Origin of the sequence: Natrialba asiatica DSM 12278 (genome assembly GCF_000337555.1) — an archaeon.
Classification (GTDB): domain Archaea; phylum Halobacteriota; class Halobacteria; order Halobacteriales; family Natrialbaceae; genus Natrialba; species Natrialba asiatica.
Map to the genome: position 1 here is coordinate 112,305 of NZ_AOIO01000023.1, position 26,942 is coordinate 139,246.

Below are 26,942 nucleotides of genomic sequence, written 5' to 3' on the forward strand. Positions count from 1 at the left end.
GATAAAAACTGCGAGTGCACGGAGTGCGTTCAGTTGATCTCGGTCGGCTGACGCGCCTCAACGGATTCCCGTTTCCGGTACCGGGCGATGTACGCGACGTGAAACTGCGGATAGTCGGCTACCGACCGGTCGAGCAGCGTAAACGCGAAATGAATCGGCAACGGTTTGGTGTACGAGGTCGGCCCGGGAAAACTGTAGAACTGTTCCAACGACCAGTCGAATTGGGTCGCGTGAATATCAGAAAACGTTCCCCACTCGTACTGGGTCGGGAACCGATCGTCGTCAGCGGATTCGACGCCCTGCAATCGAAACCAGAGCCTGTGGAACCAGAACGGGGTGCGGTCGGCAATGAGCGCGTAGTAGTGTCGGGGGTTAGGGACGAGCACGACGAACGATCCCGCGGGTCGCAGTACTCGATCGATTTCCTCCAGCGCCGCACTGGGTTTCGGAAGGTGTTCGAAGACGTACTCGGAAAAGACCAGATCGAACGAGTTCTCCTCGAAAGGGAGCCGTTGCCCGTCCCCTTTCACCTTCGATTCGGACGGGTTTTGTTCCAATCCGTTGCTATCAGGGTCGATCGAGACGATTTCGTTCCCGTCCGATTCGAGCCGGTCAGCCACCCCGTTTTTATCTCGTCCCGAGCCGAAATGTAATGCGCGAGAAAACTCCTCGTCTGTGAGTAACGACCGGTAGATCGAGGATCTGTCGGGACGCGGGGGAGCGAGCCGATCGTCGACGCGGGAATTAACGCGTTTAATCGCGTTTCGAACCGAGACCATGAGATGTGTATCCGTTGAAATGACTTATAGCTTGGATCAGTGTCACGAGTAGGTCGATGGATCGGCGATTGGCTGGACCGCCACGGACTTAGTCCATCTCCGCTTCCGGCGCGTCAACGGTGCGTCCGCTGACTTCGGCGGGCGGCACGGTCTCACCCTGCAAGAACGCTTCCGCTCGATCTCGGTCCGCCGGATAGCCGACGTCGACGCGCCACCCTTCCATGCGGATCGCATCGATCGTCCGGCCCGATTGGATCAGGAGATCGATCGCATCCGAGAGTTCGTACTCGCCGCGGTCGCTCGGTTGCACGAGTCGGCAGGCGTGGAAGATCGCGGGCGTGAACGTGTAAAAGCCGGTCATCACGAGGTTCGACGGCGGCTCGTCGGGTTTTTCGACGACTTCAACGATCTCGCCGTACTCGTTCGTATCGAGCACGCCGTACCGGGAGGCCTCGTCATAGGGGACTTGCTCGACGAGGAACGCCGCGTCGGCGCGGTCTTCGCGCTGGCGGGAAACGACGTCACCGAGGTTCGCTCGGAACACGTTATCGCCGAGCATGAGCATGAACTCGTCCTCGACGAGCGATTCGACCTGGAGGATGGCGTGTGCGAGGCCGAGCTGTTCGCGCTGGTGGGCGTAGGTGATCGGGATGCCGCGATAGGCGTCGCCGTAGCGATTGATGAGTTGCTCTTTCAGGTGCCCGACGACGACGATCAGCTCTTTGGCACCGACTGCGAGGAGGTTGTCGAAGACGTCTTCGATGATCGGTCGACCGTCGACTTCGACGAGTGCCTTGGGCTTGTCGTCGGTGAGTGGTTGCAGACGTGTTCCCTTTCCTGCCGCGAGGACGACAGCTTGCATAGACACTGGCCACTCCGAGGGGGAGTAAATAGCTGGCCCCTGTGACTGCAGGACGGATCCGGTAACCGAGACGGTCTAGAACGAGTTGGAAGACGAGGGCAGCAGCGTCGCGAGAGACTAGTACTAGCTAGTACTAGCGCTTCGACGCACGGTTGTCTCCCTAGGTTGCGACTCGATGCGATAGCGGGGCACGCTTAGTCTAGGGGAACGACTGCAACGATTCACGCACCGATCGCGTAGTCGCCGTGCGATCGGGTGTGCAGTGACTTACAGCGGCTCTATCGGTCAACTGGAGTCATCGCCGGTCGTCACGGCCCGAATAATTCGCAATTCCTCGTCCCGCGAAATGTACTCGGCGTCGAGGCAGGCGTGCAGAATTTTGTGCGCGAGTTCGGGATCCGAAAGCGGACCCGACGCGCGACCACCGGGAGCGGATTTCGCTTCGAGTTCATCGAGTTGCCGCGAGAGGGTTCTCAACTGGTCGGTTAGAGCGCGTATTTGGGCGGTCTCGGTCGTGGAGTCGGTTGCGGTTTCGCTTTCGGTATCGGTCTCGGTTGCGGTCCCGGTTACACGTTCGTCTTCGCTTTCGTTCGTCTGCTCCGCAATCGGTTTCGCCCGCGCAGTCGAGTCCGAGTTCAGCGTCTCGCTCTCGGTATCGTCGCCGGTCACGGCGGGGGACTGATCGGGCTCACGTACGGGAGCGGGAGCGGATGCAGTGGCGCTCTCGGCCGGCCGGGATCGCGTTCGAGCCTCGGATGCAGCACCCGACGCACCATCGGATAGCGGCTCGGACACTGCGTCACCCGTCGAATCGGTTGGTGGCGCCGTCTCGGTACTGTCGGTGCCGTCGCCCTCGGAATTCCAGTCACCGTTTTCGGTGCCACTTACCGTACCGTCTCCGGTGTCGGTATCGTCCGGCAACGGGGCAGCGTCGAACAGACCCGAGACGAATGCACGGCGTCTCGACCAGTCGAAGCCGTCGATCGAGTTCACACGCTGGCTGATGGTGGCGCTCGTGACGCCGAGCGTGTCCGCGAGGTCGGCCTGAGTTGCTTCGGGTCTGGCGGCTATTTCTCGAAGCGTCTCTCGTTGTTTGGCGGTGAGCGCGTCCGGATCGATTAGCGCATCGGAACTCGTGCCGTGGCCGTGGGCCGAATTATCGGTTGTCATCGATGGGTCGTCCGCTTGGGGGTCGGCGTGATCGGTTCGGGCCGAGTCATCGGATTCCTGAGTTGACTCGGATNGGCCGAATTATCGGTTGTCATCGATGGGTCGTCCGCTTGGGGGTCGGCGTGATCGGTTCGGGCCGAGTCATCGGATTCCTGAGTTGACTCGGATGTCGCGGGCTCTACGGACGACACAGGAGGGGCCGTCCCAGCGGATGAGCCGGTCGCAGCGTCTCCTTCGGAGAGCGTCACTGCATCATCCGAGTCATCCGACCGTCCTGGATCGCCGTATTCGTCGAGAACCTGCTCGACGATGGAGACGGTTACACCGCTCACATCGTCTGCAATCTCCGAAAGCGATGCCTCCGGTCGTGATTCGGCGGCGTCGAGGATCTTTTTGTGGACGATGGCGCGGGGGATGGTGTCATTGTGAGGATGGGACCGCCCAGGGGTAGCTGATGTCGAATCGCTCATTTTACCGGGCACCGAGGAGGTTGCTACGCGAGCCCACACCGACCACCGGGTTATACTTTTCTCACCCGCTCATCACTAACACAAATTTCTAGTGCTTTTCCGCTGCAATTCGGCGTACAGTCGGCAGCTACGACCCGATTTGATCCATCTCCGGCGGGAACAGAATGCGCCGGACCAAAGGATAGACTGTCCCGAGGACGAGTCCAAAGACAACGAGTGCGGGCAGACTCATCAGGTGAACGTACGGAATCGGCCGCGGGAGATCCAACACGACGCGCATCCAGACTGGCGCTGCAATCACAACGACGGTCAGCCAGCCGGCGACCCCGAAGAGCAATCCGAGCGCCGCGCCAGCGCGCGAACTCGTCACGTCCCACCGATGCCTGAGAAGGGCGAAAAGTGCTGCAAAGACTCCGCTTGCGACGAGACTCCCACCGCCTAGTAGCAGCCATCCCGCAACCGCGCTTTCGCGGCCATACAGCGCCGCCACCGTGTCGATTCGACCGGTCCAGGTGAGGACTAATCCAGCGGCGACAGCCGCTATCATCGCAGCGAGACTCGCAGCATAGCCCGTCAGAAGCGTTCGAGCGACGAGTTCAGCTCGTGGCGAGCGAGCAGCGCGAGTGCGACGGTCGCCGACTGCGGTTGCGGCTGTGAAGACGGTGATCGCGACGAGAAACGATGCGACCGCCACCGCGATGCTCTCGAGTTCACGCGTTGCGATCGGTGGCTGATCGAGCGCGTAGTGAAACGCACACAGGTCGCCCCAGTGAGTGCGATGGAGGGCGGCGAGTTCGGGCCGAAACACCGGCGTGATGTAGTGACTGTCCGGTATCATTCCCCAGAGTCCGCCGACGGCGACGAGCCAGAGGTGACGACCGGCGAGGTGCCCGCGCACGGCCAGCGGCGCCGCTCCGAACAGCACGAGCGTTGCGCCGGCGAGGAAGTGAACGAGTGCAGGAGCCATCGACTGCGACCACCCGGTTCCGAGACTGGAACGGTTCTCGCGCGGAGATAGACCGACGGCGATAATAAAGCGCGGGCCACGGTGTCGGTTTGCAAGAATTAACTGTCGGGCAGTCGTAGCGAGCACAATGACGAAACTGCAGCAACGCGTTGAACGCGGTCAACGGGCGGGAGCGGGCCGGCTATGAACCGAAACGTCGGCCTCACGGAACTGATTCGAGAGACGCTGCCGGAGTGGGCCGTCCCGGCGTTCGAGTACATCGCACTGCTTGGCGACGAACTCGTCGTCGTGGGCGTGCTGGCACTCGTTACCGGTTCCGACGCGTACAGGCGGGCAACTCGCGACTACGATCGCCTCGTTTCGAATCGAGCAGCGTTCGTGCTAGCGGTCGTCCTGGGTGGCCTTGCGCTGACGCTGATCCTGAAGACGGCGTTCGGTCTTCCGCGGCCGCCGTCGTCGTTGCAAGCGGTTCCGCGTTCGGGGGAGGGGTTTCCGAGCGGGCACGCGATGGCTGCGACGGTGCTTTGGGGGGCGCTTGCGGTCTGGTGCGTGTACTCGACGCTCCGTCGGCGACTCGCCGGGGCGGCCCTCGTCATCGGCCTCGTTGCGGTTTCGCGGCTCGCACTCGGCGTTCACTACCTCGTCGACGTGCTGGCGTCGATCGGCTTCGGGATCGTCTATCTGCTCGTCGCAGCGTGGGCCACCGACGGGGAACCGAAACGGGCCTTCGCCGGCACAGCGGTACTCGGTGGCCTTGCCGTCATCGCTACGGGCGGTACCGACGAGGGGTGGATAGCGTTCGGGAGCTGTGTTGGCGGTGCGACCGGGTGGTGGATGAGCACGCGGCCCCGAGTTCGAAAGCGGTGGCCGTCGGCGGTCCAGTAGCGGCGTTCGGCAGCCGACGCCGTTGCATTACTGTGCGCGGTACTGAAAGCTAGTCCGTAGCCGAATCGGGCCCATTCAAGCATCGTCGTTGCCGTCGGCGGTATCGGCAGCCGCCTCACCGGCGGGATCGATCGCCTCCGTACTACCAGCTAGTTTCCTTGTGCCCCGTCTTCAGCCGCCGACTCGGCGTCGGATCGATGTTCGGCGAGCGCCTCTTCGATCGTCAACTCACCGGCCGCGACGCGACGAGCGAGCAGTTCGTCGATCGCTCGATTCGTCCGGCTCTGCTCGCGCGAGCGGTCCTTGATCACCTGGAGTTCACCCGCCGTCGGCTCGATATCGCGGACGTCGACGATCTCCCCTTCGTGCCGAGCGATGTTGACCGCGGCCAACACGTCGCCCATCCCTCGCGCGCCGGTCCCGAGGTAGGGCGTCGTCCCCGTCTCGTCGACGAGTTCGACTTGCACGTCCTCCAGGTCGTTGACCAATTTTGAACTCCGGAGGCGCGCGCCGTCGCCGATTCGAACGATCGGGTCGGCGGCGTCGTTCGCTTCGCGTTGGATCACGGCCACCGCCTCGGCGAGTGGCACCTGAAACGCGGCGACGACCATCTCGCCCGCCAGTACGGCGATGCCGGGGTCGCGCCCCGGATCGACGCCGATAATCGTCCGCCCACCCGCGCCTCGAAGCGTCGTCAACGCCTGATCGACCGCCTGCCGCGGCTCGTCGGGTTCGGCAACGACCGTCGGCACGTCTCCCAACTCGGCTTCCATTTCTGCGTCCGTGATTACCACGGACGTTCGATCCGGCAACTCGGCGTCCGACTCGACGGTCGTGAACTCGGTTCCTCGATCCCGGAGTTCGGTAACGACGCCGTGGTAGACCTCGAAATCCGCTGTCGTGACGACGATCACACTCGTCTTTCGCCGGCCCGTCGAATAAACGTGTCCGACGCCAGCGCCGGCACCGCGACGCGAGAACGAGTCGGCCGTCGGTGACGTTTCGGGGACTTTTTGCCCGAACAACCCCAACTACGGACGTGAACGACGCGGCAATCCAGACCGGCTGCGGGCCGGTCGACGAGTTACTCGGCGGGGGATTCGAGCGCGGCACCGTGACGCAACTGTACGGCCCACCGGCCGCAGGTAAGACCAACCTCGCGCTCTCGGCTGCCGTCGAAACCGCCGCCACCGGCGGTACCGTCGTCTACATCGACACCGAAGGCGTCTCGGTCGATCGCTTCGACCAACTGCTGTCCGCTCGCGTCGCCACGGATCGAGACCGCGATCCGGACCCGAATCCAAACCCGGACCCGGACGCGCTCGAGTCGGGGCCGGAATCGACGACGGAACGTGATACTGGGCCCAAATCCCAATCCGACCCTGAACGCGAAACAGACGCCACTGGTGACTCTCCCCCTGACATCGAAACCGTCGCCTCGCGAATCGTCATCGAAGACGCCCTCGACTTCGAAGAACAGGCCGAAGCCGTCCGCGATGCCGAAGAGTTCGCCGAGCGGGCGGATCTGATCGTCCTCGATAGCGCGACCGGCTTCTACCGACTCGAACGCACCGGCGAGGGCAGCGATGGCGAAGCCCTGCGAAGCGTCACCAGACAGGTGACACACCTCCTCTCGCTCGCGCGCAAACACGAACTCGCGGTCGTGCTCACGAATCAGGTGTTCGCCGATCCCGACTCGGACCGCACGCGCGCACTCGGCGGAAACACGCTCGAACACTGGACCGGCGTCGTCCTGCGACTCGAGCGCTTTCGCGGTGGCAAACGACGTGCGATGCTCGAAAAACACCGCTCGAAACCGGCGGGAGAGTCGGCACAGTTCCGGATTACGGATGGAGGTGTCGAAGGCGACGGCGAGAGGGGACGGCGCTAGTTACACTACAGGTCCGTCTTTCGGAATCGCAGGTATCCGAAGCAGAGTGGGCCGCCGATCCAGCCGAGGAGGATCACGAACGCGAACAGCGGCTGTTCGTAGACCGCCGGATTGTCCGGAACGGCGTGAAACGGGATATTCTCGAACGCCGGAACGAGTCCGCCGGCGAAGTTCGTAAACGCGGTCATCGGATTCAGGGCGACGACGAAGTCGACCCACGGCGGCGATGTCTCGGGGAGCGTGAAGCCGGACACGACGTAGAGGAGAATCTGCGGAAGGACGGTCCAGAGCTGGAAGACGAAGACGACGTAGGCGCTGAACGCCGCAAACGAGGCTCGAGTCGAGGTTTTCGTGACGACCGAGATAGCGACGGCAATCGCGGTAAACGTGATCGTGAGGACGAAAAAGGCGAGCAGGGACCCGGCAAACAGCGTTCCGTCGATCGAAACGCCCATCACGAGCGCGATCGGCGCGGCGACGAGCAGTGCCGCAAGGACGCTCATGGCGATGACGATGCTTCGCCCGAGCAGCGTCCCGAGAACGACCGTCTGCCGGGAAAACGGGAGGCCGAGCAGCACCGTCAGCGAGCCCGTCGATCGTTTCTCGACCAGCGCGGGGGCGACGACCCCGAGTGCGACTAGCGGAATCAACAGCGTGACCGGAGCGAGCAACTGGGAGACGAGTTCGATGTCGACCTGCGCGGACGTTCGCCGGGCGTTTCGGCCCGCCGCGTACGCGAGTCCGGCACCGAGCAGCGCGAACATGCCGACGAGAACGTGGGCTTGCCGGTCGCGGACGGCGTCGTGGACGTCCTCCCGAGTAAAGAGGAGCAGACGGTCGAGGAACCCGTGACCGGCCTGGCTCATGCGACACCCTCCGTGACGGTCGCGAAGAGTTCATCCAGCGACGGATCGGTCGTCGAGACGTTCGAAACGGTCGCGGGAGAGTCGTGGCAGGCGGCGATAACCGGCGCTTTCGCGCGGTTCTCACAGGCGACTTCGATCGTCGTCCCGTTGGTCTCGAGTTCCGCGACGCCGTCGATAGACGAGAGGCGGTCGAGTGCGCCGGTGGGAACTTGCGAGAGTTCGAGCGTGACGCGGGCCATGCCGCCGACGGTTTCGCGGAGGTGGTCGATGCTGTCGACGGTGACGAGTTGGCCGGCGTCGAGGATGGCGACGCGGTCACAGACCGCTTCGACCTGTTCTAAGATGTGACTCGAGAAGAAGACGGTTGCGCCGCGGTCGCGCTCCTCGCGAACGATGCGCCGCATCGTGCGGGCGCCGTTGGGGTCGAGGCCGGTCGACGGTTCGTCGAGGACGAGCAAGTCGGGCTCGCCGGCCAGCGCCATCGCGAGCATGAGTCGCTGGGCCATCCCCTTCGAGTACTGGTCGACGGGGTAGGCGTCCGGACCGAGCATGTTCACCCGCTCTAACAGCTCTTCCGGGTCGTCGGTAGCGTTCTTGGACTCGATTGCGAACTCGACGTGTTCGCGCCCCGTCCGTTCGCCGATCGGACCGTAGCCGTCCGGAAGGACGCCAGTGCGTTCGCGCACACTGACGCTGTCGGTCTGGACGTCGTGACCGAGGACGTGGACCGATCCGCTGGTTGGCTGGACGTAATCGAGCATGATGTCGATTGCAGTCGACTTGCCGGCCCCGTTCGGGCCGAGAAAGCCGAACACCTCCCCTTCTTCGACGGTGAGATCGACGTTCCGGAGGGCAGTCACGGAATTACTTCGGATAATACCGCGACGCCCGTAGCGCTTTGACACGCCACTGAATTCGATGGCGACCATACAGCAGACCCCACAGTCATCGCTAATAGACTTTGTGTTCGGCTGTCAAGTTCGCGCGACGGGGCCGGGATTGGAACGCTGAACTCGTGAGAATAGCTGCTGAGCGACAGGGTGTGCTGATCGTGGTGGCTGTGACGGTCCGGTACTGAGCAGAGTGCGGGACGGACTGCTGTCGGTCAGTCCCGGTACAACCGCGAATCGCTCTGCGGTTGTGCCGGGAACTCGGTACAGCAGCCTATATGAAAACGGAAAAAGACGGCGAAACGCCGTCCGCTACAGTTCGTTCAGTTTCCGGAGGAGTTGGCCGCGGTACTCCTCGTCGCTCGTGATTCCCTTGACTTCGAGGACGTTGCGCTCGAGTTTGTCGAGCGCGACGCGGAAGGCGTTCTCCGCGCCGTAGCCCTCGCCGGTGCCGGCGACCTGTCCCTTGTTCGTTCGCAGGCGGACCTGGCAGTGGATCAACGGCGTGCCGCGGAGTTTCTCCTTGTGTTCTTTGAATCGCACGTGGACGTGAAGCACCTGCATGTCGGCGTACTTGTCCGAGACGTTCTCGATGCTCTGGACGATCGACTCTCGGGTGATCGTATCGAGCAGCGAGACGTTCGTAATCTGGACGTCCATGTGTTCCTCTTCGGTGAACGTCAGCGCCCGCAGAACGTCCGTCTTGGTGATAACCCCGATGACGGTCTGATCGTCGTCTTCGGGCGTCACCATCAGCCCTGCGTAGTCGTTATCGAGCATCGTCTTGACGGCCTCCTCGGCAGTGGTGTCGAGGGTCGTCGTGCTGACCGGACTGTTCATGATGTCATAGGCCGGCACATCGAGCAGGCGCTGGGAATCGCCGACGCGATCGCCCGTCGTCGTCGTGTGATTCTCCCGAATAACGAAGTCGGCGATGTCGTGGGTCGTGATCACACCGGTGAGGTAGCCGTTTTCGTTCAACACCGGCAATCGCGAGATCCCGTGTTCGCGCAGGTGATTGATCGCCTTCCCGACCCCGTCGTCTTCCTGCAGCGTGACCGGGTCAGCCGTGTAAATATCCTCGACAGTAAGCGCATCGAGGTTCTCGAGAACCGCCTCGAGAATCGCATCGTCGGAGATGACGCCCCAGAGATCGTCGTGCTCGAAGACTGGCGCGACCTTGGCGTTACTCTCGACCAGCACGCGGGCAGTCTCCCGAATATCTTCCTGCCGGTCGACCTTCGGGGACGGCGTGCTCCGACTGGGTTTGGTGAGTGCCGCAACCTTCGCGTCGTCCTCGACGTGAGATTGGAGGAGCTCCCGCTCGCTGATGACGCCCTCGTAGTCCCCGTCGTCAGTGACGATGATTCCCTTGGGGTTGCCGTCCTCGAACGTCGAACGGACCTTCCCCATTCGCGTCCCGACATCGACTTCGATGTAGTCCTGGGTGGCGATATCAGCGATATTCATCCTTGCGAATGGATGTACTGCATCAAGGGTTTTGAACATACCGCACGGTTTGTCCGGGTCGGACCGCTGAGCAATGGGTCGATCCGGGTTGGCTAGCAGGGGCAGGCACTATTTTGTCCGGACCCGATGTACGTATGCGCGCATGATACCCGATATCGGCGTTTTCGGTCGGTACACGTACCTCGCAACGGAGCTATTCTGGGGAACGATCGCGGCCGCCTTACTGTACCGGGCAAACGCAGTCCGCAAAGCGGCGGTGACGATCCTCGCCCTCTATCCCATCGCGTACCTCTGGGACCGATACACGCTCGCCGTCGGGGTCTTCAGTATCGAACTCCGAACGGGAATCGAGATCGCCGGCATCCCGCTCGAAGAACACCTTTTCATGGCCGTCGTCCCGGGCCTCGTCATCGGCTTTCACGAGACCATATTTGGCAACGGACGGACATCTATCACCGAATGAGAGTAATCACGGCTGTCTTATTCCTGGACACCAACGAGGGAGATGATGGACCGACGGGATCAGTCGACGTCCGAAACGCAGCCAGAGCCATCGGACGGCTCCCGCACTCGCGCTGGCTCCACGGTTCGCTCCCTCGGACGACTCCTCTTCACAGCCGTCCTCGTCGGCGGGCTGCTCGCCGGCACGGCGATGCTCGCACCGATCGCAATAGACGACCTCGATTCTATCGGCGACATCCCCATTACCGAACGCCCCGCCCCGAGTTCAGATCCGCCGCCGGCCGGCGAGCGAAACCCCGAGGTAACCGACCCGGACGATCCCGGGGGTTCGGCCTACGAAACCGACGTTGAGACCGTGACGGCGACTACCGTCGAGGACTTCGTCCACGCCGAAGTCAACGAGCGACGGGCCGAGCACGGGCTCGACCCGTTGGCGTGGGACGGGACCATCGCCTCCGTCTCCCGCGCACACAGCGCCGACATGGCTCAGCAGGAGTACTTCTCGCATACGAACCCTGCCGGCGAAGGACCATACGACCGATTCACCGACGTCGACAATTACTGTCGCGCCTACGGTGAAAACATCGCCATGACCTGGGTCGATAGACGCGTCGAGTCCCCCGACGAAGAGACCGTTGTCGAACACCAGACCGCCGAAGGCCTTGCGACCGGCCTCGTCAACCAGTGGATGAACTCGACGGACCACCGGAAGGCCATCCTCGAGCAGCACAGCTCCCAGGGCTGGGACCGGGCCGGAGTCGGCGTCTACATCGACGACGACGGTGCGGTCTACGCGTCGCAGAACTTCTGTCGCGAGTTGTAGGCTGTCGAAGTCGTAGGTGTCACGGCATGCGGACACCGACATTCACCCACAACCGCCACCAGAGCAGGGGAACGGTTATGGTTCCGGCACCAGCAGACCCGCACGATGAGCGACGACCGAGTTCAGTCCGACTCCGACTCCGAAAGCGAGGCCGAGTCGACACCGGAATCGGGTGCCGACTCCGAGCCCTTCGAACCGGGTGGGGGCCCCAACCGCGTCGTTTCCGAAGAGAGCGTCGACGATATTCTCGACTCGCTCGCGGAGACGGACGCGACGGCGGACTCCTCGCGGATAGCGGTTCCCGCGGATGACGGCCCGACGGCGGACGAATCTGCGGACGACCACGCGACGAGCGGCGAGTCCGCGGACCCCGACGGCGAGTCAGCAACGACCAACTCGACTGGCGACGCGCGGGTGGCGAGCGAGACGGCGACAACGGAAACGGCTGCGGAACGTGTCGCGAGCAGCTCTCGGATCGAGAACACGACCGACGCCAGCACGGATGGCACTCGGGGTAGTGATACCGCCGGGACAGCCACCAGTGAGGTGGGTGCTGACGTGAACTCCAGCGAAGGGGATGGCGCTGCGATCGCCGGTGAGAGGGCCGAGACGATCACCGACGAGACTGGTACCGATAGCTCCGACCTCGCCTCCCGCATCGAACAGGGCACCGTTACCGGTGCCGACGTTCGCACTGCGGAAGCCGGAACCGGCCGCGAGTCCACACCGGACATCGACGAAATCGATCTGTCGATCGATGACCTCCAGACGGCAGCCGCCGAAACGAGCGCAAACGCAGGCGATACCGGGACCGAAAGCGGCGGCTCACCCGCCAGTGGATCGCCCAACGCCATCGCCGATCTCCCCGATGACGCCGGACCGTTCGCCGGTTCGATCGACGAATCGAACCGCGCCGAGAATCCAGCCGACACCGACGGCACCGCCACAACTGACGACTCGCCGGGACTGCTCGGCCGCCTCAAAGAACTCTTCTCGCGATAGTCTCGGCCGTTCGATTGTGCCGCCGATGAGTGCGAGTTCGATCACGGGAGGCCGAACGCAATTACCCGACGAGTGTAATAAGCACGAACAGCGTCGCGATCGACGCGAGCGTCGTTATGAACACGTTCAGCGAGGCGAACGCTTCGTCGCCGCCGAGTTCGTTTGCGAAGACGAACGTCGAAACGGCGGTCGGCGTGCCGAGCATGACGACGGTAGCGGTGACCGTCGCGGTATCGACGGCGAGCCACGAGAAGATTACCCACGCGAGCAGCGGCATGCAACAGATTTTGAGCGCGACGACGGCACCCGTCGCACCCGCGTCGATCGACGGCGTGTCGATCTGGAGGGAAGCGCCGACGCAGAGCAACGCGAGCGGGAGGGCGAACATACTGAGGACGTCGAGCCCGGCCGTGACAGCCGGCGCAACCGAGACGTGTGCCGACCCGATCGCCAGGCCGGCTAGCAGCGAGAGGAGAACTGGATTCGTCGCGAGTCGACGCAGTTCTGCACTGAGCGTGGCGTTTGCCCCGTTGAGCGACGAGAGGACGAGAATCGTCAGCGGCAACTGTAATAGCGTGACGACGCCGAGGACGACGCTTGCGATCGCCGTCACGTCGTCGGCAAAGGTCGCCGCGACGAGCGGCAAGCCGAGGTAGCCGAGGTTCGAGTGGTACGATTGGACGATAGCCACGCTTCGGCGCGAGTCAGCCGCGCGATTTCGATGGACGAGCCAGGCGATGCCCGCCGTGAGCCCGAAGACGAGCGCCAGTCCGCCTGCAAGCGACGGCGAGAGCAACTCGTCTATCGCCTGGTCGTACGTCGCAACGAAGACGAGCGCCGGCAGCGCAACGTAGTACGCGGCAGCGTTGAGCCACGCCGTTCGTGTCGTATCGAGGATGCCGACCGTTCGGAGTCCGGCACCGAACACCAACAACGCGAGCAACGCAAGCAGCCGACCGAGCACGTCCATATGCCGCCCCAGTCGACTCGGGCATTTCTACCGTTCGGTTCCGGACAGTACTGGGAACGACCGAACGAGCGATGACCGTCCGGCGAGCGTAGCAAGGCGCTCGTCGAATTGTGTCGCTGAGAAATGGGTTGGGGCAGATTTGAACCACGGTCGTTCCGCTTCGCTATACTCCCTGATTCAAATCTTCCCAACGTTACAACTCAATCGCTCACGGATTTGTTCGCGACAGAAGTAGTGGGTTGGGGCAGATTTGAACTGCCGGCCTCCTCCATGTCAAGGAGGTGTCATAACCAGACTAGACCACCAACCCGCCTGGTTTCGCTTTCCGTGGCCTGCGGCGCCACGCTGTCTGCACTCGTTCGTTGCCCGCCACCGTAATTGAAGGTTTCGAATCGATCGTCGTACGCAACTGGTCCTCACGCTCCAACAAGCTTAAGATGGTGTACTCATATGAACATCATAAGACAACAACGTACATTGGTGTCCACTATGCAGGAGTATGTCGAACGAGTGACCGACGGAGCGAATCTCACACAATCGGAGGCTCGAGCGGCCTCGACGGCCGTCTTCGAAGAGGCAACCGAGGCACAGATCGGTGCACTGCTTGCTGCACTGCGCGCGAAAGAAGAGACCGAAGCCGAAATCGCCGGCTTTGCACAAGGCATGCGCAACGTCGCACGGACGATCGAACCGGATCGAAAACCGCTGGTCGACACCTGCGGAACGGGCGGCGACGACTACAACACCATCAACGTCTCGACGACGAGTTCAATCGTCGCCGCCGGGGCCGGTGTTCCGATCGCAAAGCACGGCAACTACTCGGTGTCGTCGTCGTCGGGAAGCGCGGACGTACTCGAGGAAGTCGGGGTCAACGTCGAGGCCGAACCGCCGGCCGTCGAGGACGCCATCGAGCGCGACGGGATCGGCTTTATGCTCGCGCCGGTGTTCCACCCGGCGATGAAGGCCGTCATCGGCCCGCGCAAAGAACTCGGTATGCGGACGATATTCAACGTCCTCGGGCCGCTGACGAACCCCGCCGGCGCGGACGCGCAGGTGATCGGCGTCTACGACGCCGAACTCGTGCCCGTGCTTGCAAACGCGCTTGCGCGGATGGACGTCGACCGGGCGCTGGTCGTCCACGGTGCCGGCACGGACGAAATCGCGATTCACGGCGAGACGGCCGTCGCGGAGGTCGAGGGCGAGACCGTCGACGAGTTCAGCACCGATCCCGAAACCCTCGGGCTCGACGAACACGACATCGGTGAGATCGCCGGCGGCACGCCCGCGGAGAACGCGACCGATCTGCGCGGGATCGTCGAGGGATCTGCGACCGGAGCCAAGCGCGACGTGATCCTCGCGAACGCTGGCGCGGCGATTTACGTCGCCGGCGAGGCGGACTCGCTCGCAGACGGCGCGGCAGTCGCGCGCGAGGCGATCGAGTCGGGCGCGGCGGCGACGAAGCTCGAGCAGCTCTGTACGACCGCGGCAGCGTCCGAGCCGGAGCCGGAGCCACAACCCCGATGACGCGCGTCAAGATCTGCGGCCTGACGAGCGCGGCGGACATCGAAACCGCGGTCGACGCCGGTGCCGATGCCGTCGGCGTCATCTGCGACGTGCCGGTCGACACGCCCCGGGAAGTCGCCGTCGACCGAGCACGCGAACTCGTCGCGGCCGTGCCGCCGTTCGTAACGGCGGTGCTCGTGACGATGCCCGAAACGCCGGCGGCGGCGATCGACCTGGTCGAGCGTGTCGGCCCCGACGCGGTGCAGGTCCACGGGAGCCTGGAGCCAACTGAACTCGGGTCCCTGCACGAGACGATCGATGCAGACCTCATCGCGGCGGTCGATGCTGGCGAGATGGATGCCCCGCTCGCCGGCGAGTATGCTGAGGCGATCGATGCGCTCATTGTCGACAGCGCGGATGAAGACGGCGGTGGTGGCACCGGCGAACCACATGACTGGGATCGAACGCGAACGGTGACGGACGCGCTTGAGACGCCGGTGGTTCTCGCCGGGGGACTCACGCCCGAAAACGTCGCGGACGCAGTGCGGGCGGTCGATCCGTTCGCCGTCGACGTTGCAAGCGGCGTCGAGACCACGGGCGGGAGCAAGGATACTGATGCCGTTCGGTCGTTCGTCGACCGAGCCAGACACGCCGAACAGACGACGGGGTTGCAGCCGTAATGTTATGAGTGACACGACTTCGAATGCAGACGACCTCCTTTCGTTCGATATCGACCGTGAAACGTTCTGTGCGTATGCCACCGGTGACACGACAACGGCCGACGACCGACCTGCCGTCGTTCGTACCGTCGCAACACTCGATCTCGAGACGACGCCGCTGACTGCCTATGCGGCGCTGACCGGACGAACGAACGCAGAAACGAGAGCGGGAACCAACGCAGACGGGGAGACAACGGCGACCGATCGCGACCCCTCGCCGTATGCCTTCCTGCTCGAAAGCGCGGACAAGACACCGTCGAGCGATCCGGATGGTGCTTTCCGGCCGCGGTCCGACGGTACAGAGCGACACGCGCGATTCTCGTACGTGGGCTACGACCCCGAAGCCGTCATCACCGTCGAACCGGACGGGATGCGTGTCGAGGCGCTCTCGGCGGATGCGCCGCTCGAGTTCATCGCTGCCGACGACAGTACTGACGATGCCAGCGCAACCGGTGACACCGTCGACGCGCTTCGACGGGCCATGCCCGACGTGCGCCTCGCGAACGTTCCCGATCACGACCGACAGCACCTTGACGGCGGCCTCGTCGGCTTTCTCGCCTACGACGCCGTCTACGACCTCTGGCTCGACGAGGTCGGCTGCGAGCGACCGAACTCGCGGTTCCCGGACGCGCAGTTCGTCCTGACGACGAAGACGCTCGCGTTCGACGAACGCGACGGGACGATCTCGCTCGTCTTCACACCGGTCGTCGACGCCGAAGACGATCCCGCCGCCGTCTACGACGACCTCCGCGCTGAGGCGGCCGCCGTCGCGTCGACGCTGCGGACCGCCGAACGGTCCGATCCCGGCGGCTTCGTTCGCGAAAACGAGGTCGCCGGGTCGCCGGAACGCTACGAAGCGAGCGTCGAACGGGCGAAAGAACACGTCCTCGACGGCGACATCTACCAGGGCGTCATCTCCCGGTCGCGCGAACTCTACGGGGAGGTCGATCCCATCGGCTTCTACGAGGCGATGCGGGAGATCAACCCCTCGCCGTACATGTACTTGCTCGAGCACGACGACCTGACCGTCGTCGGTGCAAGCCCCGAAACGCTGCTATCGGTGCGCGGGCGAGAAGTCATGGCGAATCCGATCGCCGGCACCTGCGACCGCGGGACGAGCCCCGTCGAGGACCGCCGACTGGCGGGCGAGATGCTCGCAGACGGGAAGGAGCGCGCCGAACACACCATGCTGGTCGACCTCGCGCGAAACGATGTACGGCGCGTCTCGGCGGCCGGCTCCGTCCGCGTCGACGAGTTCATGAACGTGCTGAAGTACAGCCACGTCCAGCACATCGAGTCGACGGTGACGGGCGAGTTGGCCGCGGACGCCGACGCGTTCGACGCGACGCGGGCGTCGTTTCCCGCGGGGACGCTCTCGGGCGCGCCGAAGATCCGCGCGATGGAGCTCATCGACGAACTCGAGACCGAGCCCCGCGGGCTGTACGGCGGGGGCGTCGGCTACTACTCCTGGACGGCCGACGCCGATTTCGCGATCGTCATTCGGACGGCCACGGTGGAAGCGGACGCGCCGGTTCCCGATTCGAACGGGCGAACGGGAGATCGGATCACGGTTCGCGCGGGGGCCGGCCTGGTCGCCGATAGCGATCCCGCGGCCGAGTACGAGGAGACGGAGCAAAAGATGGGCGGCGTCCTCGCGGCGCTCGAAGCAATCGAGTGTGACGCCGACGCCGATGCCGGCGCTGACGGGGCGGAGACTACGACCGTCGATGCGTCCGCCGAGACGCCGGAGGTGAGTCGATGAGCGAGCGGACAGTCGATCGGCGCGACGCGGCGCGGGGGACACAGACGCAGGCGCAGGCGCAGACACAGACGCGGACACAGCGCGTACTCTTCGTCGACAACTACGATTCGTTCACGTACAACCTCGTGGAGTACGTGAGCCAGCAGGCGAACACGGAGACCGCCGTGGTGAAGAATACGGCCTCGATCGCGGACGTGCGGGCCGCCGATCCCGACGCGATCATCATCAGTCCCGGTCCCGGCCACCCGAAGAACGACCGCGACGTCGGCGTCTCGACGGCCGTGCTCCGCGAGTTCAGTCCCGACGTACCGACGCTCGGCGTCTGCCTCGGACTCGAGGCCGCCGTCTACGAGTTCGGCGGGACGGTCGGGCGAGCGCCCGACCCGATCCACGGCAAGGCGTCGACGGTCGATCACGACGGGGCGGGCGTCTTCGCCGGCCTCGAGCAGGGCTTTCAGGCCGGCCGGTACCACTCGCTGGTGGCGACCGACGTTCCCGACTGCTTCGAGGTGACGGCGACGGCGACCCACGGCGACGCCGAACTCGTGATGGGGATTCGCCACCGCGAGTATCCGATCGAGTGCGTTCAATTCCATCCGGAGAGCGTGCTCACGGCTGTCGGCCACGATATTATCGAAAATTTCCTCGCAGCCATAGACGAGGGCGACGAGTAGCGCCACTCGTTGTGACGATTGACGCGACAGATCGGCCGGGACCGTCGTTCCCGATGAGTTTCGATATCCGTGTTGGGAGAAATAGAGCAGTACGAGCGCCAGAACGGCCTATTAGACGCCAGGAAGCATGCCGAGCGTACCGGTGGCATACAGCGCCGCGAGAACGACCGCAGCGATGATCCCGACGCGGACGGCCAGTTTGATCGCAATACGAATCGCAATGACAGCGACCGCGAAGGCGGCGAGTGCCGCCAGCACGAGAAGCACCGTCGACCCCGTCAGTGGTTCGACCATGTCCGAACTCCTGTCCCCCAGTGCCGTAATCTTTCCGGATATCCTGACAGCAGTGGAATCGGGACCATATCTGGAACTGATGGTTATTTCCGGAGACGCGAATTCTACCGCTGTACGCGTCGGTAGAGCCGTTTTTCCGGTGTCATTGATGAACAACGAGGGGCGTTCTCCGCACACGTTTCGGTTGCTCTGATAATCGTTAAGGCACTCGACCACGTAGCAGTAGTTAGCACGAGCGGCGACACTCCCGGTCGTCCACGAACAGATATCACAGAGATATCTTTACAACTACACTTGTGCTACTCCAACACGAGTGGGATAACAACACCACGTTTTATGAGGGATGCATGAATACCAGACCTTCGTCACGAATGATGAGAGCCAGGACTCGGATACACGCACGAATCGACACAGCGCGACGTGATACCCACGAGGTGACCCGCGCGTGAGCGAACACGATATCTCCGCGGCGGATCTCACCCTCCCGATCAAACGCACCGACGGTGAGACGCTCGAGCAGCGACTGACCGCAAACGCCTACAACAACATCCTTCCCGCACGCTACCTGCGCAAGGACGCCAACGGCGACCTCATCGAAGAACAGGAGGACCTCTTCGAACGAGTCGGCAAGAACATCGCTCTGGCGGAAGCCGTCTACGAGGCCGAAAATCAGGACACGGAAATCACCGTCACGCCAGACCAGCTTAAACCGGACCACCCCCGACGAGACGAACTCGCCGCGGAGGTCTTCGGCGCTGGCACCACGGCCGACGACGATGTCGAAACGGAGCTCACCGAACACAACGTCAACAAGTTCGCCTACGAGACCGTTGTTCCAGAACTTCCGGACACGGTCCGCGAGCACGTCGAGGACGTCGCCGAAACGTTCACCGAGGGCATGGAATCGCTTTCGTTCATGCCGAACTCGCCGACGCTGATGAACGCCGGCGACGAACTCCAGCAGCTGTCGGCCTGTTTCGTCATGAGCCCGGACGACGACCTCTCGGACATCCACGAGACCGCAAAGAAGGCCGCGGAGGTCTTCCAGTCCGGTGGCGGCGTCGGCTACGGGTTCTGGCAACTGCGCCCCTACGGCGACGCGGTCGGCTCCACCGGCGGTATCGCCTCGGGCCCGATCACCTTCATGCGGACCTACGACCAGCTCTGCGAGACCATCGCCCAGGGCGGTACCCGCCGCGGTGCCCAGATGGGTATCATGCGCGTCTCCCACCCCGACGTCATCGAGTTCATCCACGCGAAGAACAAGGACGTCTCGCTGGCTCACTGTCTCCGTCTCAACGACCCCGACGACTACACGTACACCTCCTTCAGCGAAGCGCTCGAGGAGGCCCGCGGCCTGATCGACGAAGACGGCCGCGTCCCGAAGCATCTGCGCAACGCCGTCGAAGGCCATCTCTCTAACTTCAATATCTCCGTCGGCGTCACCGACGCGTTCATGGAGGCCGTCCAAAACGGCGACGAGTACACGTTCACCAACCCGCGCACGGAAGAGCCGCACATCGCGACCGAGGAAACCAAGGAGATGTACAGCCGCTACGATCTCGGCGAGCACGTCGAGGTCGGCGAGCCGCTGTCGATTCCGGCTGAACTCATCTTCGAACGCATCGTCGAGGGCGCTCACGAAAACGGTGAGCCCGGCGTCATTTACCTCGAGCGGGTGAACAAGGAACATTCCTTCGACACCGAAGCGAACCCCGACCACAGAATACTTGCAACAAACCCCTGTGGAGAACAGCCCCTAGAGGAACACGAGGCCTGCAACCTCGGCCACATCAACCTCTCGACGCTCGCCGATCAGGCAGCACCCGACTGGCGGGTCTGGTCCGAGGAGCACGCGGACGAGTTCACCTCGCGAGCCGAGGCCATCGACGCCTTCCTCGCGGAGGCTATCGACTACGACGAGTTCGACGAGCGCATCGAGTACGGGACGCGCTTCCTCGAAAACGTCGTGACGATGTCGGACTTCCCGGTCGAAGAGATCGAAGAGACGGTCCGGGACATGCGCAAGATCGGCCTGGGAATCATGGGGCTGGCACAGTTGTACGTTCAGCTCGGCGTCAAATACGGCAGCGAGGAGGGCAACGAAATCGCCCGCCAGCTGATGACCCACATCAACCACGGCGCGAAGGCAAAGAGCCACGAACTCGCCGAAGAGCGCGGGTCCTTTAACGACTGGGACGACTCGAAGTACGCGGCTCCGACCGAGTACCGCGAGTGGTTCGAGCGCCAGACCGGCGAGGACGCCGACGAGTGGGAGGACGGGTTCCCCATTCGGAACCACAACGTAACGACCATCGCCCCCACGGGCACCACGAGTATGGTCGGCAACACGACCGGCGGCTGTGAGCCGATCTACAACGTCGCCTACTACAAGAACGTCACCGACGACGTGCAGGGCGACGAGATGCTGGTCGAGTTCGACGACTACTTCCTGCGCACCTTGGAGGCCAACGACATCGACGTCGAAGCCGTCAAGGAAGAGGCCCAGGAACAGATGGCGACCAACCAGTTCGAGGGTGTCGAAGGACTCTCGACGGTGCCGGACGCGATCGGCGAACTGTTCGTCATCACCGCGGACCTCTCCGCGAAAGACCACGCCGCCGTCCAGTGTGCCTGCCAGAAGGGCGTCGACTCCGCGATTTCGAAGACCGTCAACGCGCCGAACGACTCCACGCTCGAGGACGCAAAGGAGGTCTTCGAGTGGGTCTACGAGAACGGCGGCAAGGGCGTTACCTACTACCGCGACGGCACCCGGTCGAAGCAGGTGCTCACCACGCGCGCCGAGAACACCGACTTCGCGGACGAAACCGAAGCGGCCGAGGCCCTCGTCGACCAGATCGACGAGATCTTCGGCGGTCTCGAAGCCTTCCTCGAGAGCGAGGACGTGCAGGCAGTACTCGAGGAGGACGTCGACGAACTCGCCGGCGACGCTCGCGATGCCGCTGCAGAACCGGATCGAGAGCCGGTTCACGTCGACTTCACCGAAAAGCGTGAGCGTCCCGACGCGCTGCAGGGCGTCAGCCAGCGCATCGACACCGGCTACGGCAAGGTCTACGTGACGATCAACGAAGATCCCGAAACCGGCCAGCCGTTCGAACTGTTCGCCAACATCGGTCACTCCGGCGGCTTTACGAACTCCTTTACCGAAGCGCTCGCGAAGGTCATCTCGACCTCGCTGCGTTCGGGCGTCGACCCCGACGAAATCGTCGACGAACTCTGTGGCACCCGGAGTCCGAAGGTCGCCTGGGACAAGGGCGAACAGATCCAGTCGATCCCCGATGCAATCGGCACCGCGATGCGCCGATACCTCGAAGACGAGATCGACAAGCCGTATCCAACCCAGCAAACCCTGGAGGACGCAGCCGAGACGGGAACGGACGCCGAGTTCAGCGAGCCGGAAACCGACGGCGGTGCAGGCGTTGCCGACCGCGACGGTGACGATGCGACGCAGGATCTCATCGACGCCGGCGAGTCGCCGGAGTGTCCCGAGTGTGGCTCCCTGTCGCTTTACTTCTCCGAAGGCTGCAAGACCTGTGAGTCCTGTGGCTGGAGCGAGTGCTAAGCGGGCGACGTAGCGAAGCGACCTCGGTTTCGTTTCCGGTCGATTTTCGTTTTCAATCGCGTTCCGTCTCCGAATCGGATCACCAACACTTAGCACCGTACGGCCGGTAGTGAATCGTATGGCCGGCGACGATGGCGGCGATAACTTCGATCGGAATCAGACGGCCGCGGAGACTGCAGGAGGTCCGACCTGCCCTCGCTGCCGCGGCGAGTTATTCAAACGCCACTGCAAGTACGTCTGTCCGCAACACGGTGTCGTGTACGATTGTGCCGATACGTTCTGGACGTAAGGCGACGCACGCTGTGTCACGGCCGTCCAGTGCAGGGAGCGTGCATCGGTGAAACCAGGTACCAGAGTACTGACATCGCAGTTACCGACTCCCGGTGGACCGCTGTTGCCGCGAGCGAACCACGCGGTAGACCGGTCCAGCAAGTAAACACGACACGGCCAGACAACAGGCGACCGATAGCACCAACCCGAGTTCACCGACGCCATCAGTTTCGACCGTGCCAGCGGACGCGCCGACGACGACCGCGCCGATTGTCCACGGGAGTTCGCCGAGGAGGGTCCCGAGAACGAACGTGCGAAAGGAGACACCGCTGACCGCCGCAGCGCACGTCGAGAGGTCGGAGGGGACCGGTGCCAACCGCGAGGCTGTGACCCCGCGAAGCGGGCCCGCGGCTCCGTAGTAGCGGGCGATGACCGCGTTTGTCCGCTGGAGCAGTCCGGCAAACGGCGATTCGCGTGCGCGTTCGCGTTCATCTGCCTGCGTATCGGTACTGCCGTCGGCACCGTCACCGGCAGCGATCCGAACGCCCAGAAAGACCGGCGTAACGGTGACGACGACGCCACCGAGCGCGAACGGAACTCCCATTGCGATACCGTACCCGTACCCGACGACGGCAGCAAGCGGCGTCGTTGGCCAGGCAAATAGCGGTCGAACGAGATAGAGTCCGGCGACGGCTATACCGAACGCGACAGGGTTCGCTGCCAGCGATCCGACGGCCGCAACGACCGACGACGGCGAAACGAGAAGTCCCGCAGTGACGGCTGCGCTGGCGACGAGCACGCCAGCGAGAACTCGCGTCGAGATCGGCAGCACCGACATCGGTCGGGATTTTTCGGCAATCGTTGAAGCCTTTGTGCTCCGACGCTGTCGGTTACCGTCCGCGCGAATTGCGAACTGACGGCTACGACCACCATCACGACTGTGACCACGGCCACAACCAGAACCATAACTACAACCGTAAAGCCGCTCGTTCGGACACGTCACAACGTTTATTCGCCCCGCTCTGTGACCTCCCATCGATGGCGCGCGACGGGTCCGGGAACGAACACGAACGCGAGCAACGTGAGCGTGCAGACAACACAGAAACCGAGCCACAGCACCACGGACAGTCCAACAGCCACGACGACCGCGTCGAACTCGGCCTCGCACTCCTCGAGCGCCTCGAACACGACTCCCTCTCGCTCGCCGACGTCGTCGATCGAATCGAGACGGTCACGACCGATCCCACGATCACCCGAACCATCCTCGACGAAGCCGAACTTCGCGGAATTATCGACCGCGAGGACGGCATCGTCCGACCGAAAAGCCGCCAGTACGTTCGCTTCGAACAGGACGTCGTCACCAAAGACGGCGAGTTCAGTTGCCGCCGGTGCGGCTGTGGCCTCTCGACCGGCTACTTCATCACGCTCGACGCGGGTGAACTCGGGCCCTTCGGCTCGTCGTGTATCCGGAAGGTGACCGGACGCGAGACGGACTGACTGAGTGCACGGCAGCGAGAGCGACGACTGGTGGTCGTGTGACCCGCCCCCAGATCAGTGCGACAACAACGGAGCGGGGAGTAGAGAGTAAAGAGTGCGCCGGCAACTGCGACGTTATCGGCCCTGGCGAAGTTCAGTAATTAACTGTTCGATCGTCTGTTGTTGTTGCTCGATGAGTTCGTTCTGTTCCTCGAGTGCCGCCTCGAGCGTGTCGAGTCGGTCGAGGACTTCGGGGTCGGTACCGGCGCTGGGAGTATCGCTCGTCGCTGCCCCCTGGGTCGCTCCCGCACCCGAACCTCCACCCGCACCGGACCCAGCAGCCGAACTGAACTCGTTCTCCCCGGCGGCCTCGTCGGTCTCGTCAAAAATCGAATCGGTATCGACGATTCCGGAGTCGGTCTCGGGAGCGGCGCCAGACGATTGCTCCGAAACGGTGGCGGTGTGGGCTGAGTCGGAAGCGCTGGATTGAGCGTGGGACTGAGGCTGAGACTGCGTTTCTGCACGGCCCGACTGGCTCTCAGCCGAACGCGCGTCCGCTTGCTGGCCAAGCGGATCAGCGGAATGATCCTGCTGTGTCTGGCTCCGGGATGGATCGCGCTCTCGCTCTCCATCATCGTGGTCCGTCAACTCTGGCGGGTTGGCGTCGAGCGGGTCGACACCGTCGCCGAAATCCATCGAGGCGTCGGACGTTCCGGTATCGTCATCGGAGTCGTCTTCGCCGACGGTCTCGTTGAGTTCGGCGAGCGACTCGACATCGTGGTACTCGAACAGTGCACGCTGGAGGCGCTCGCGGAGGTCGTTTGCTTCGTCGTTCGGGGCCTTGATCCGCTGCGGGCGGCCGTCGACGGAAAGGACGATCTGAGTAGCGACGCTGCCGTCCTCGAACGAAAGGTTCGTCACGTCTTCGAAGGCGTACTCCTCGTAGTCCTCGTCCCAGACTGCGCCACCGATGTGTTTGACTAACCGATCGCTCGTGATGAGCAGCGTGAGTTCGCTAAAGCGATACGTTTGGACGACCGTCTCACCGGGCTCCGTAATCTCGTTGCCGTTCAAAATACCCGCAATCACCGGGTGCAACGCATCGTCCGTCTTGCTCGACGGAACGGAGAATTCCTGTGTGCCCTCAAGTGCGTACTCGAGCGTGAATTTGGTCTTGCGACGACCCTCCGAGAGAGTGAGTCGATCCGCGTCGTGGGAATACTCGTTGACCGATTCGTCGCTCAAGAGTCCCTCCGAACGGTAAACGAGCGTCCGCGAGGGCGTAATGAAGAGTTCATCCTCGCCGCCGAGAGAGACGCGTGCCGCGATCTCCTCGCCATCGAGAGTAGACTGAACGATGCCGGGAACGTTCATGAAACGCAGTTCGTAATAACGTGTGATAAATCCGTGGGTCCAGATTGCACGACCGACGGGAATGAGAAGGTTAAAGAGAGAGACGGCACTACCGAAGAGTGAGCCCGGGTGGCTTAGCTGGACATAGCGCCGCACTCATAGGGTTCAGAGATTCGGTGCGGTTTCGCCTTGGAAGCCTCCGTGTCCCACAGAGGACTGCCGAGCCTCGGACCTGGGACATGCGGAGATCGAGGGTTCGGAGCCCTCCCCGGGCATTTACAACGTTCTTTCCAGTCGCTCTAACTACCCACAGAGTCCGTCGCGAATTCGGTACCGTTGGGAACGACGCCGACGTATACGGAGAGTTGCGCTGTCTGCAACCGACATCGTCGTCCGGATTACCAGCGCCGAAGTTGTGATCTGAACGGTTGCTCGAAGCAGCGCGAAGATGATTCTCGCCAGGGATCAGGAGGAATGCCGACGAGAGCGTCCCGATTGACACCGCTATTCGAGAAAGCGAGTTCGATTACGTCGCTGAGCGGTGACGGATTGAGCGTTCCCAGTGAGACGCGGACGGTGCCTATACCGGTGAAGGGAGTGGATGAGATGAGATAGCAGGGAACTGCCCCCAGCATGGGTGTCCGTGGTTGGCAACGACGGATGTGCATTCCCTGCTCCCCAACGGTTTGTCCAGGGTCATGTAAAGATAGTGGCCAATCGGTGGAGGATTGCTGGGAAGTACGGGATTGCGTGTAGAACTCGAGAGTCCTATCTCGATAAATTGTTCAATCGTTCCCTTCCGAACGACGGAACTTCCCACCGGCGAATCCAACTGGGTACCAATCAGTAATCCGGAAGCGATCAGCGGCGAATGGCATCGTAGAACGCTAGTGATGGCGGGCGGTCGTGAAACGCAGGAAATCGTCTCGAGCGTGAGTCGCGTATATCGGTAGCGGGGGATGAGTTTCCGCTAATCCAACGGTTTGCGTATTACACCGGAAAGAGAGCGCCGAGAGGCGCTCTCAAGCGGAATATGCACGAAGTGAAAAACGCGGACGGTCAAGTCAATCGGGTCCGAAAGTGAACCGGACTGGCCGGTATTCTGACTGTTAATCTCGTGTGTGAGGAATTTCAAGTGATTCCCGGCTCTGGTTCGCATTCGAAGCGATTTAAATCGTCCTCCAGAGCTTTTCAGCGAAAAGAATGGCTCAGACAGTGCATCCGTGACCGTTCGGGACCTTACATACTGGAAGTGCCATTCGAGGTTTTGACACTGATTCCGTAATCCCCGATCCTGATTCGCATGCCGCCCAGCTCCACGACGATTCCGTTTTGCTTATGCCTCTCGTCCTTTTTGCCGTGTTTCTTGTCGTCCTTCTTGCCGTGTTTCTTGTCGTCCTTCTTGCCGTGTTTCTTGTCGTCCTTCTTGCCGTGTTTCTTGTCGTGTTTCTTGTCGTCCTTCTTGCCGTGTTTCTTGTCGTGTTTCTTGTCGTCCTTCTTGTCGTGTTTCTTGTCGTCCTTTTTGCCGTGTTTCTTGTCGTCCTTCTTCTCGCCGCTATGTGCGGAAGCGGCACCAGTCAGTCCGATCGCACCGAGACTGACGATCCCGGTCGTTCGGAGAACGTTGCGGCGCGTACTGGACGAGTGGTCGTCTGTCATCTAATTCGCACCTCACTACTCACTCATCCAGATGCCATCATTAGTGGTAACAAATGTTACAATGTTAACCATCCCTAACTAGAATCAAAACGATCGACCTAAAAGAGAGCTATCAGCCTCGCTTCCAAACAACTGCTCGAAA

Annotated in this window: 25 protein-coding genes and 2 tRNA genes; 13 read left to right on the plus strand and 14 right to left on the minus strand. The window is 62.7% G+C overall.

What is annotated here, in order from left to right; genetic code table 11:
- Nucleotides 1–29: 29 nt before the first annotated feature.
- The 4 genes from C481_RS09710 to C481_RS09730 all read right to left on the minus strand — a co-directional run bounded on the left by C481_RS09710 (nucleotide 30) and on the right by C481_RS09730 (nucleotide 4,248).
- Entirely contained in the window at nucleotides 30–695 is a 666-nt protein-coding gene (locus tag C481_RS09710) for a class I SAM-dependent methyltransferase (RefSeq protein WP_275040064.1), read from the minus strand.
- Nucleotides 696–867: 172 nt separating this feature from the next.
- Nucleotides 868–1,641: a UTP--glucose-1-phosphate uridylyltransferase AglF gene (gene aglF, locus C481_RS09715; protein WP_006109018.1), complete on the minus strand. Its 774-nt coding sequence runs from the start codon at nucleotides 1,639–1,641 to the stop codon at nucleotides 868–870.
- A gap of 285 nt (nucleotides 1,642–1,926) precedes the next feature.
- The gene (locus C481_RS09720) at nucleotides 1,927–2,811 is read right to left on the minus strand and encodes a MarR family transcriptional regulator (protein WP_006109019.1); all 885 of its coding nucleotides are present in this window, start codon (nucleotides 2,809–2,811) and stop codon (nucleotides 1,927–1,929) included.
- Nucleotides 2,812–3,408: 597 nt separating this feature from the next.
- Nucleotides 3,409–4,248, minus strand: a complete 840-nt coding sequence (locus C481_RS09730; protein ID WP_006109021.1) for a hypothetical protein — start codon at nucleotides 4,246–4,248, stop codon at nucleotides 3,409–3,411.
- A gap of 183 nt (nucleotides 4,249–4,431) precedes the next feature.
- On the opposite strand from C481_RS09730, the gene C481_RS09735 reads away from it, so the two are divergent.
- A complete protein-coding gene (locus C481_RS09735) occupies nucleotides 4,432–5,133 on the plus strand; it encodes a phosphatase PAP2 family protein (RefSeq protein WP_006109022.1) in 702 nt (233 codons plus the stop codon).
- Between the two features lie 149 nt (nucleotides 5,134–5,282).
- Here C481_RS09735 and C481_RS09740 read toward each other — a convergent pair whose 3' ends face one another.
- Complete coding sequence (locus C481_RS09740) at nucleotides 5,283–6,047, minus strand: hypothetical protein (RefSeq protein ID WP_049904575.1); 765 nt, start codon at nucleotides 6,045–6,047, stop codon at nucleotides 5,283–5,285.
- 125 nt (nucleotides 6,048–6,172) lie between these two features.
- Between C481_RS09740 and C481_RS09745 the strand changes: the two genes are divergently transcribed.
- The gene (locus C481_RS09745; protein ID WP_006109024.1) at nucleotides 6,173–7,024 is read left to right on the plus strand and encodes an AAA family ATPase; all 852 of its coding nucleotides are present in this window, start codon (nucleotides 6,173–6,175) and stop codon (nucleotides 7,022–7,024) included.
- 5 nt (nucleotides 7,025–7,029) lie between these two features.
- On the opposite strand, the gene C481_RS09750 is transcribed toward C481_RS09745, so the two are convergent.
- The 3 genes from C481_RS09750 to C481_RS09760 all read right to left on the minus strand — a co-directional run bounded on the left by C481_RS09750 (nucleotide 7,030) and on the right by C481_RS09760 (nucleotide 10,250).
- Nucleotides 7,030–7,890, minus strand: a complete 861-nt coding sequence (locus C481_RS09750) for an ABC transporter permease (protein ID WP_006109025.1) — start codon at nucleotides 7,888–7,890, stop codon at nucleotides 7,030–7,032.
- Nucleotides 7,887–8,819 carry an ABC transporter ATP-binding protein gene (locus C481_RS09755; RefSeq protein ID WP_006109026.1) on the minus strand — a complete coding sequence of 311 codons (933 nt, stop codon included), beginning with the start codon at nucleotides 8,817–8,819 and terminating at the stop codon, nucleotides 7,887–7,889. The genes C481_RS09750 and C481_RS09755 overlap by 4 nt, the downstream gene beginning before the upstream one ends.
- 273 nt (nucleotides 8,820–9,092) lie before the next feature.
- The gene (locus C481_RS09760) at nucleotides 9,093–10,250 is read right to left on the minus strand and encodes a CBS domain-containing protein (RefSeq protein WP_006109027.1); all 1,158 of its coding nucleotides are present in this window, start codon (nucleotides 10,248–10,250) and stop codon (nucleotides 9,093–9,095) included.
- A 142-nt stretch (nucleotides 10,251–10,392) separates the two neighbouring features.
- Between C481_RS09760 and C481_RS09765 the strand changes: the two genes are divergently transcribed.
- From C481_RS09765 to C481_RS09775, 3 genes are all read left to right on the plus strand, one after another.
- Nucleotides 10,393–10,713 carry a lycopene cyclase domain-containing protein gene (locus C481_RS09765; RefSeq protein WP_006109028.1) on the plus strand — a complete coding sequence of 107 codons (321 nt, stop codon included), beginning with the start codon at nucleotides 10,393–10,395 and terminating at the stop codon, nucleotides 10,711–10,713.
- Nucleotides 10,714–10,758: 45 nt separating this feature from the next.
- Nucleotides 10,759–11,535 (plus strand): CAP domain-containing protein, encoded by a 777-nt coding sequence (locus tag C481_RS09770; RefSeq protein WP_006109029.1) that lies wholly within the window; start codon nucleotides 10,759–10,761, stop codon nucleotides 11,533–11,535.
- Nucleotides 11,536–11,640: 105 nt separating this feature from the next.
- Nucleotides 11,641–12,537, plus strand: a complete 897-nt coding sequence (locus C481_RS09775) for a hypothetical protein (protein ID WP_006109030.1) — start codon at nucleotides 11,641–11,643, stop codon at nucleotides 12,535–12,537.
- A gap of 61 nt (nucleotides 12,538–12,598) precedes the next feature.
- Here the strand turns inward: C481_RS09775 and C481_RS09780 are convergent, their stop codons facing one another.
- A complete protein-coding gene (locus tag C481_RS09780; RefSeq protein WP_006109031.1) occupies nucleotides 12,599–13,507 on the minus strand; it encodes an AEC family transporter in 909 nt (302 codons plus the stop codon).
- A gap of 235 nt (nucleotides 13,508–13,742) precedes the next feature.
- Nucleotides 13,743–13,817 (minus strand) — tRNA-Val (locus C481_RS09785).
- Nucleotides 13,818–13,996: 179 nt separating this feature from the next.
- On the opposite strand from C481_RS09785, the gene trpD reads away from it, so the two are divergent.
- Genes trpD through trpG form a run of 4 tightly spaced genes read left to right on the plus strand, consistent with a single transcriptional unit; the run spans nucleotide 13,997 to nucleotide 18,165 of the window.
- Nucleotides 13,997–15,031 (plus strand): anthranilate phosphoribosyltransferase, encoded by a 1,035-nt coding sequence (gene trpD, locus C481_RS09790; RefSeq protein ID WP_006109032.1) that lies wholly within the window; start codon nucleotides 13,997–13,999, stop codon nucleotides 15,029–15,031.
- A complete protein-coding gene (locus C481_RS09795; protein ID WP_006109033.1) occupies nucleotides 15,028–15,690 on the plus strand; it encodes a phosphoribosylanthranilate isomerase in 663 nt (220 codons plus the stop codon). The genes trpD and C481_RS09795 overlap by 4 nt, the downstream gene beginning before the upstream one ends.
- A 4-nt stretch (nucleotides 15,691–15,694) precedes the next feature.
- Complete coding sequence (gene trpE / locus C481_RS09800; protein ID WP_006109034.1) at nucleotides 15,695–17,491, plus strand: anthranilate synthase component I; 1,797 nt, start codon at nucleotides 15,695–15,697, stop codon at nucleotides 17,489–17,491.
- Nucleotides 17,488–18,165, plus strand: coding sequence for an anthranilate synthase component II (gene trpG / locus C481_RS09805; RefSeq protein WP_006109035.1), 678 nt, complete (start codon nucleotides 17,488–17,490; stop codon nucleotides 18,163–18,165). Before trpE ends, trpG begins: the two co-directional genes overlap by 4 nt.
- 111 nt (nucleotides 18,166–18,276) lie before the next feature.
- On the opposite strand, the gene C481_RS09810 is transcribed toward trpG, so the two are convergent.
- Nucleotides 18,277–18,459, minus strand: coding sequence for a hypothetical protein (locus C481_RS09810; RefSeq protein WP_006109036.1), 183 nt, complete (start codon nucleotides 18,457–18,459; stop codon nucleotides 18,277–18,279).
- 445 nt (nucleotides 18,460–18,904) lie between these two features.
- Between C481_RS09810 and C481_RS09815 the strand changes: the two genes are divergently transcribed.
- Both C481_RS09815 and C481_RS22190 read left to right on the plus strand, forming a co-directional pair.
- On the plus strand, nucleotides 18,905–22,042 hold the full coding sequence (locus tag C481_RS09815) for an adenosylcobalamin-dependent ribonucleoside-diphosphate reductase (RefSeq protein WP_006109037.1): 3,138 nt from the start codon (nucleotides 18,905–18,907) through the stop codon (nucleotides 22,040–22,042).
- A 118-nt stretch (nucleotides 22,043–22,160) separates the two neighbouring features.
- A complete protein-coding gene (locus C481_RS22190; protein ID WP_006109038.1) occupies nucleotides 22,161–22,331 on the plus strand; it encodes an HVO_2523 family zinc finger protein in 171 nt (56 codons plus the stop codon).
- A gap of 81 nt (nucleotides 22,332–22,412) precedes the next feature.
- On the opposite strand, the gene C481_RS09820 is transcribed toward C481_RS22190, so the two are convergent.
- Nucleotides 22,413–23,150 carry a TVP38/TMEM64 family protein gene (locus tag C481_RS09820; protein WP_006109039.1) on the minus strand — a complete coding sequence of 246 codons (738 nt, stop codon included), beginning with the start codon at nucleotides 23,148–23,150 and terminating at the stop codon, nucleotides 22,413–22,415.
- A 200-nt stretch (nucleotides 23,151–23,350) separates the two neighbouring features.
- Between C481_RS09820 and C481_RS09825 the strand changes: the two genes are divergently transcribed.
- Nucleotides 23,351–23,809, plus strand: a complete 459-nt coding sequence (locus C481_RS09825; RefSeq protein ID WP_006109040.1) for a DUF5830 family protein — start codon at nucleotides 23,351–23,353, stop codon at nucleotides 23,807–23,809.
- Nucleotides 23,810–23,923: 114 nt separating this feature from the next.
- On the opposite strand, the gene C481_RS09830 is transcribed toward C481_RS09825, so the two are convergent.
- Entirely contained in the window at nucleotides 23,924–25,162 is a 1,239-nt protein-coding gene (locus tag C481_RS09830; RefSeq protein ID WP_006109041.1) for a DUF7115 domain-containing protein, read from the minus strand.
- Nucleotides 25,163–25,264: 102 nt separating this feature from the next.
- On the opposite strand from C481_RS09830, the gene C481_RS21685 reads away from it, so the two are divergent.
- Nucleotides 25,265–25,416, plus strand: a tRNA-Met gene (locus C481_RS21685).
- Nucleotides 25,417–26,380: 964 nt separating this feature from the next.
- On the opposite strand, the gene C481_RS21940 is transcribed toward C481_RS21685, so the two are convergent.
- A complete protein-coding gene (locus C481_RS21940; RefSeq protein WP_006109042.1) occupies nucleotides 26,381–26,800 on the minus strand; it encodes a hypothetical protein in 420 nt (139 codons plus the stop codon).
- Between the last annotated feature and the right edge of the window lie 142 nt (nucleotides 26,801–26,942).

Bases quoted from the DNA above. Each gene is read 5' to 3' on its own strand.
- aglF (WP_006109018.1), bottom strand. From the start codon at position 1,641: ATGCAAGCTGTCGTCCTCGCGGCAGGAAAGGGAACACGTCTGCAACCA.
- C481_RS09720 (WP_006109019.1), bottom strand. From the start codon at position 2,811: ATGACAACCGATAATTCGGCCCACGGCCACGGCACGAGTTCCGATGCG.
- C481_RS09730 (WP_006109021.1), bottom strand. From the start codon at position 4,248: ATGGCTCCTGCACTCGTTCACTTCCTCGCCGGCGCAACGCTCGTGCTG.
- C481_RS09735 (WP_006109022.1), top strand. From the start codon at position 4,432: ATGAACCGAAACGTCGGCCTCACGGAACTGATTCGAGAGACGCTGCCG.
- C481_RS09750 (WP_006109025.1), bottom strand. From the start codon at position 7,890: ATGAGCCAGGCCGGTCACGGGTTCCTCGACCGTCTGCTCCTCTTTACT.
- C481_RS09755 (WP_006109026.1), bottom strand. From the start codon at position 8,819: ATGGTCGCCATCGAATTCAGTGGCGTGTCAAAGCGCTACGGGCGTCGC.
- C481_RS09760 (WP_006109027.1), bottom strand. From the start codon at position 10,250: ATGAATATCGCTGATATCGCCACCCAGGACTACATCGAAGTCGATGTC.
- C481_RS09765 (WP_006109028.1), top strand. From the start codon at position 10,393: ATGATACCCGATATCGGCGTTTTCGGTCGGTACACGTACCTCGCAACG.
- C481_RS09770 (WP_006109029.1), top strand. From the start codon at position 10,759: ATGGACCGACGGGATCAGTCGACGTCCGAAACGCAGCCAGAGCCATCG.
- C481_RS09775 (WP_006109030.1), top strand. From the start codon at position 11,641: ATGAGCGACGACCGAGTTCAGTCCGACTCCGACTCCGAAAGCGAGGCC.
- C481_RS09780 (WP_006109031.1), bottom strand. From the start codon at position 13,507: ATGGACGTGCTCGGTCGGCTGCTTGCGTTGCTCGCGTTGTTGGTGTTC.
- trpD (WP_006109032.1), top strand. From the start codon at position 13,997: ATGCAGGAGTATGTCGAACGAGTGACCGACGGAGCGAATCTCACACAA.
- C481_RS09795 (WP_006109033.1), top strand. From the start codon at position 15,028: ATGACGCGCGTCAAGATCTGCGGCCTGACGAGCGCGGCGGACATCGAA.
- trpE (WP_006109034.1), top strand. From the start codon at position 15,695: ATGAGTGACACGACTTCGAATGCAGACGACCTCCTTTCGTTCGATATC.
- trpG (WP_006109035.1), top strand. From the start codon at position 17,488: ATGAGCGAGCGGACAGTCGATCGGCGCGACGCGGCGCGGGGGACACAG.
- C481_RS09810 (WP_006109036.1), bottom strand. From the start codon at position 18,459: ATGGTCGAACCACTGACGGGGTCGACGGTGCTTCTCGTGCTGGCGGCA.
- C481_RS22190 (WP_006109038.1), top strand. From the start codon at position 22,161: ATGGCCGGCGACGATGGCGGCGATAACTTCGATCGGAATCAGACGGCC.
- C481_RS09820 (WP_006109039.1), bottom strand. From the start codon at position 23,150: ATGTCGGTGCTGCCGATCTCGACGCGAGTTCTCGCTGGCGTGCTCGTC.
- C481_RS09825 (WP_006109040.1), top strand. From the start codon at position 23,351: ATGGCGCGCGACGGGTCCGGGAACGAACACGAACGCGAGCAACGTGAG.
- C481_RS09830 (WP_006109041.1), bottom strand. From the start codon at position 25,162: ATGAACGTTCCCGGCATCGTTCAGTCTACTCTCGATGGCGAGGAGATC.
- C481_RS21940 (WP_006109042.1), bottom strand. From the start codon at position 26,800: ATGACAGACGACCACTCGTCCAGTACGCGCCGCAACGTTCTCCGAACG.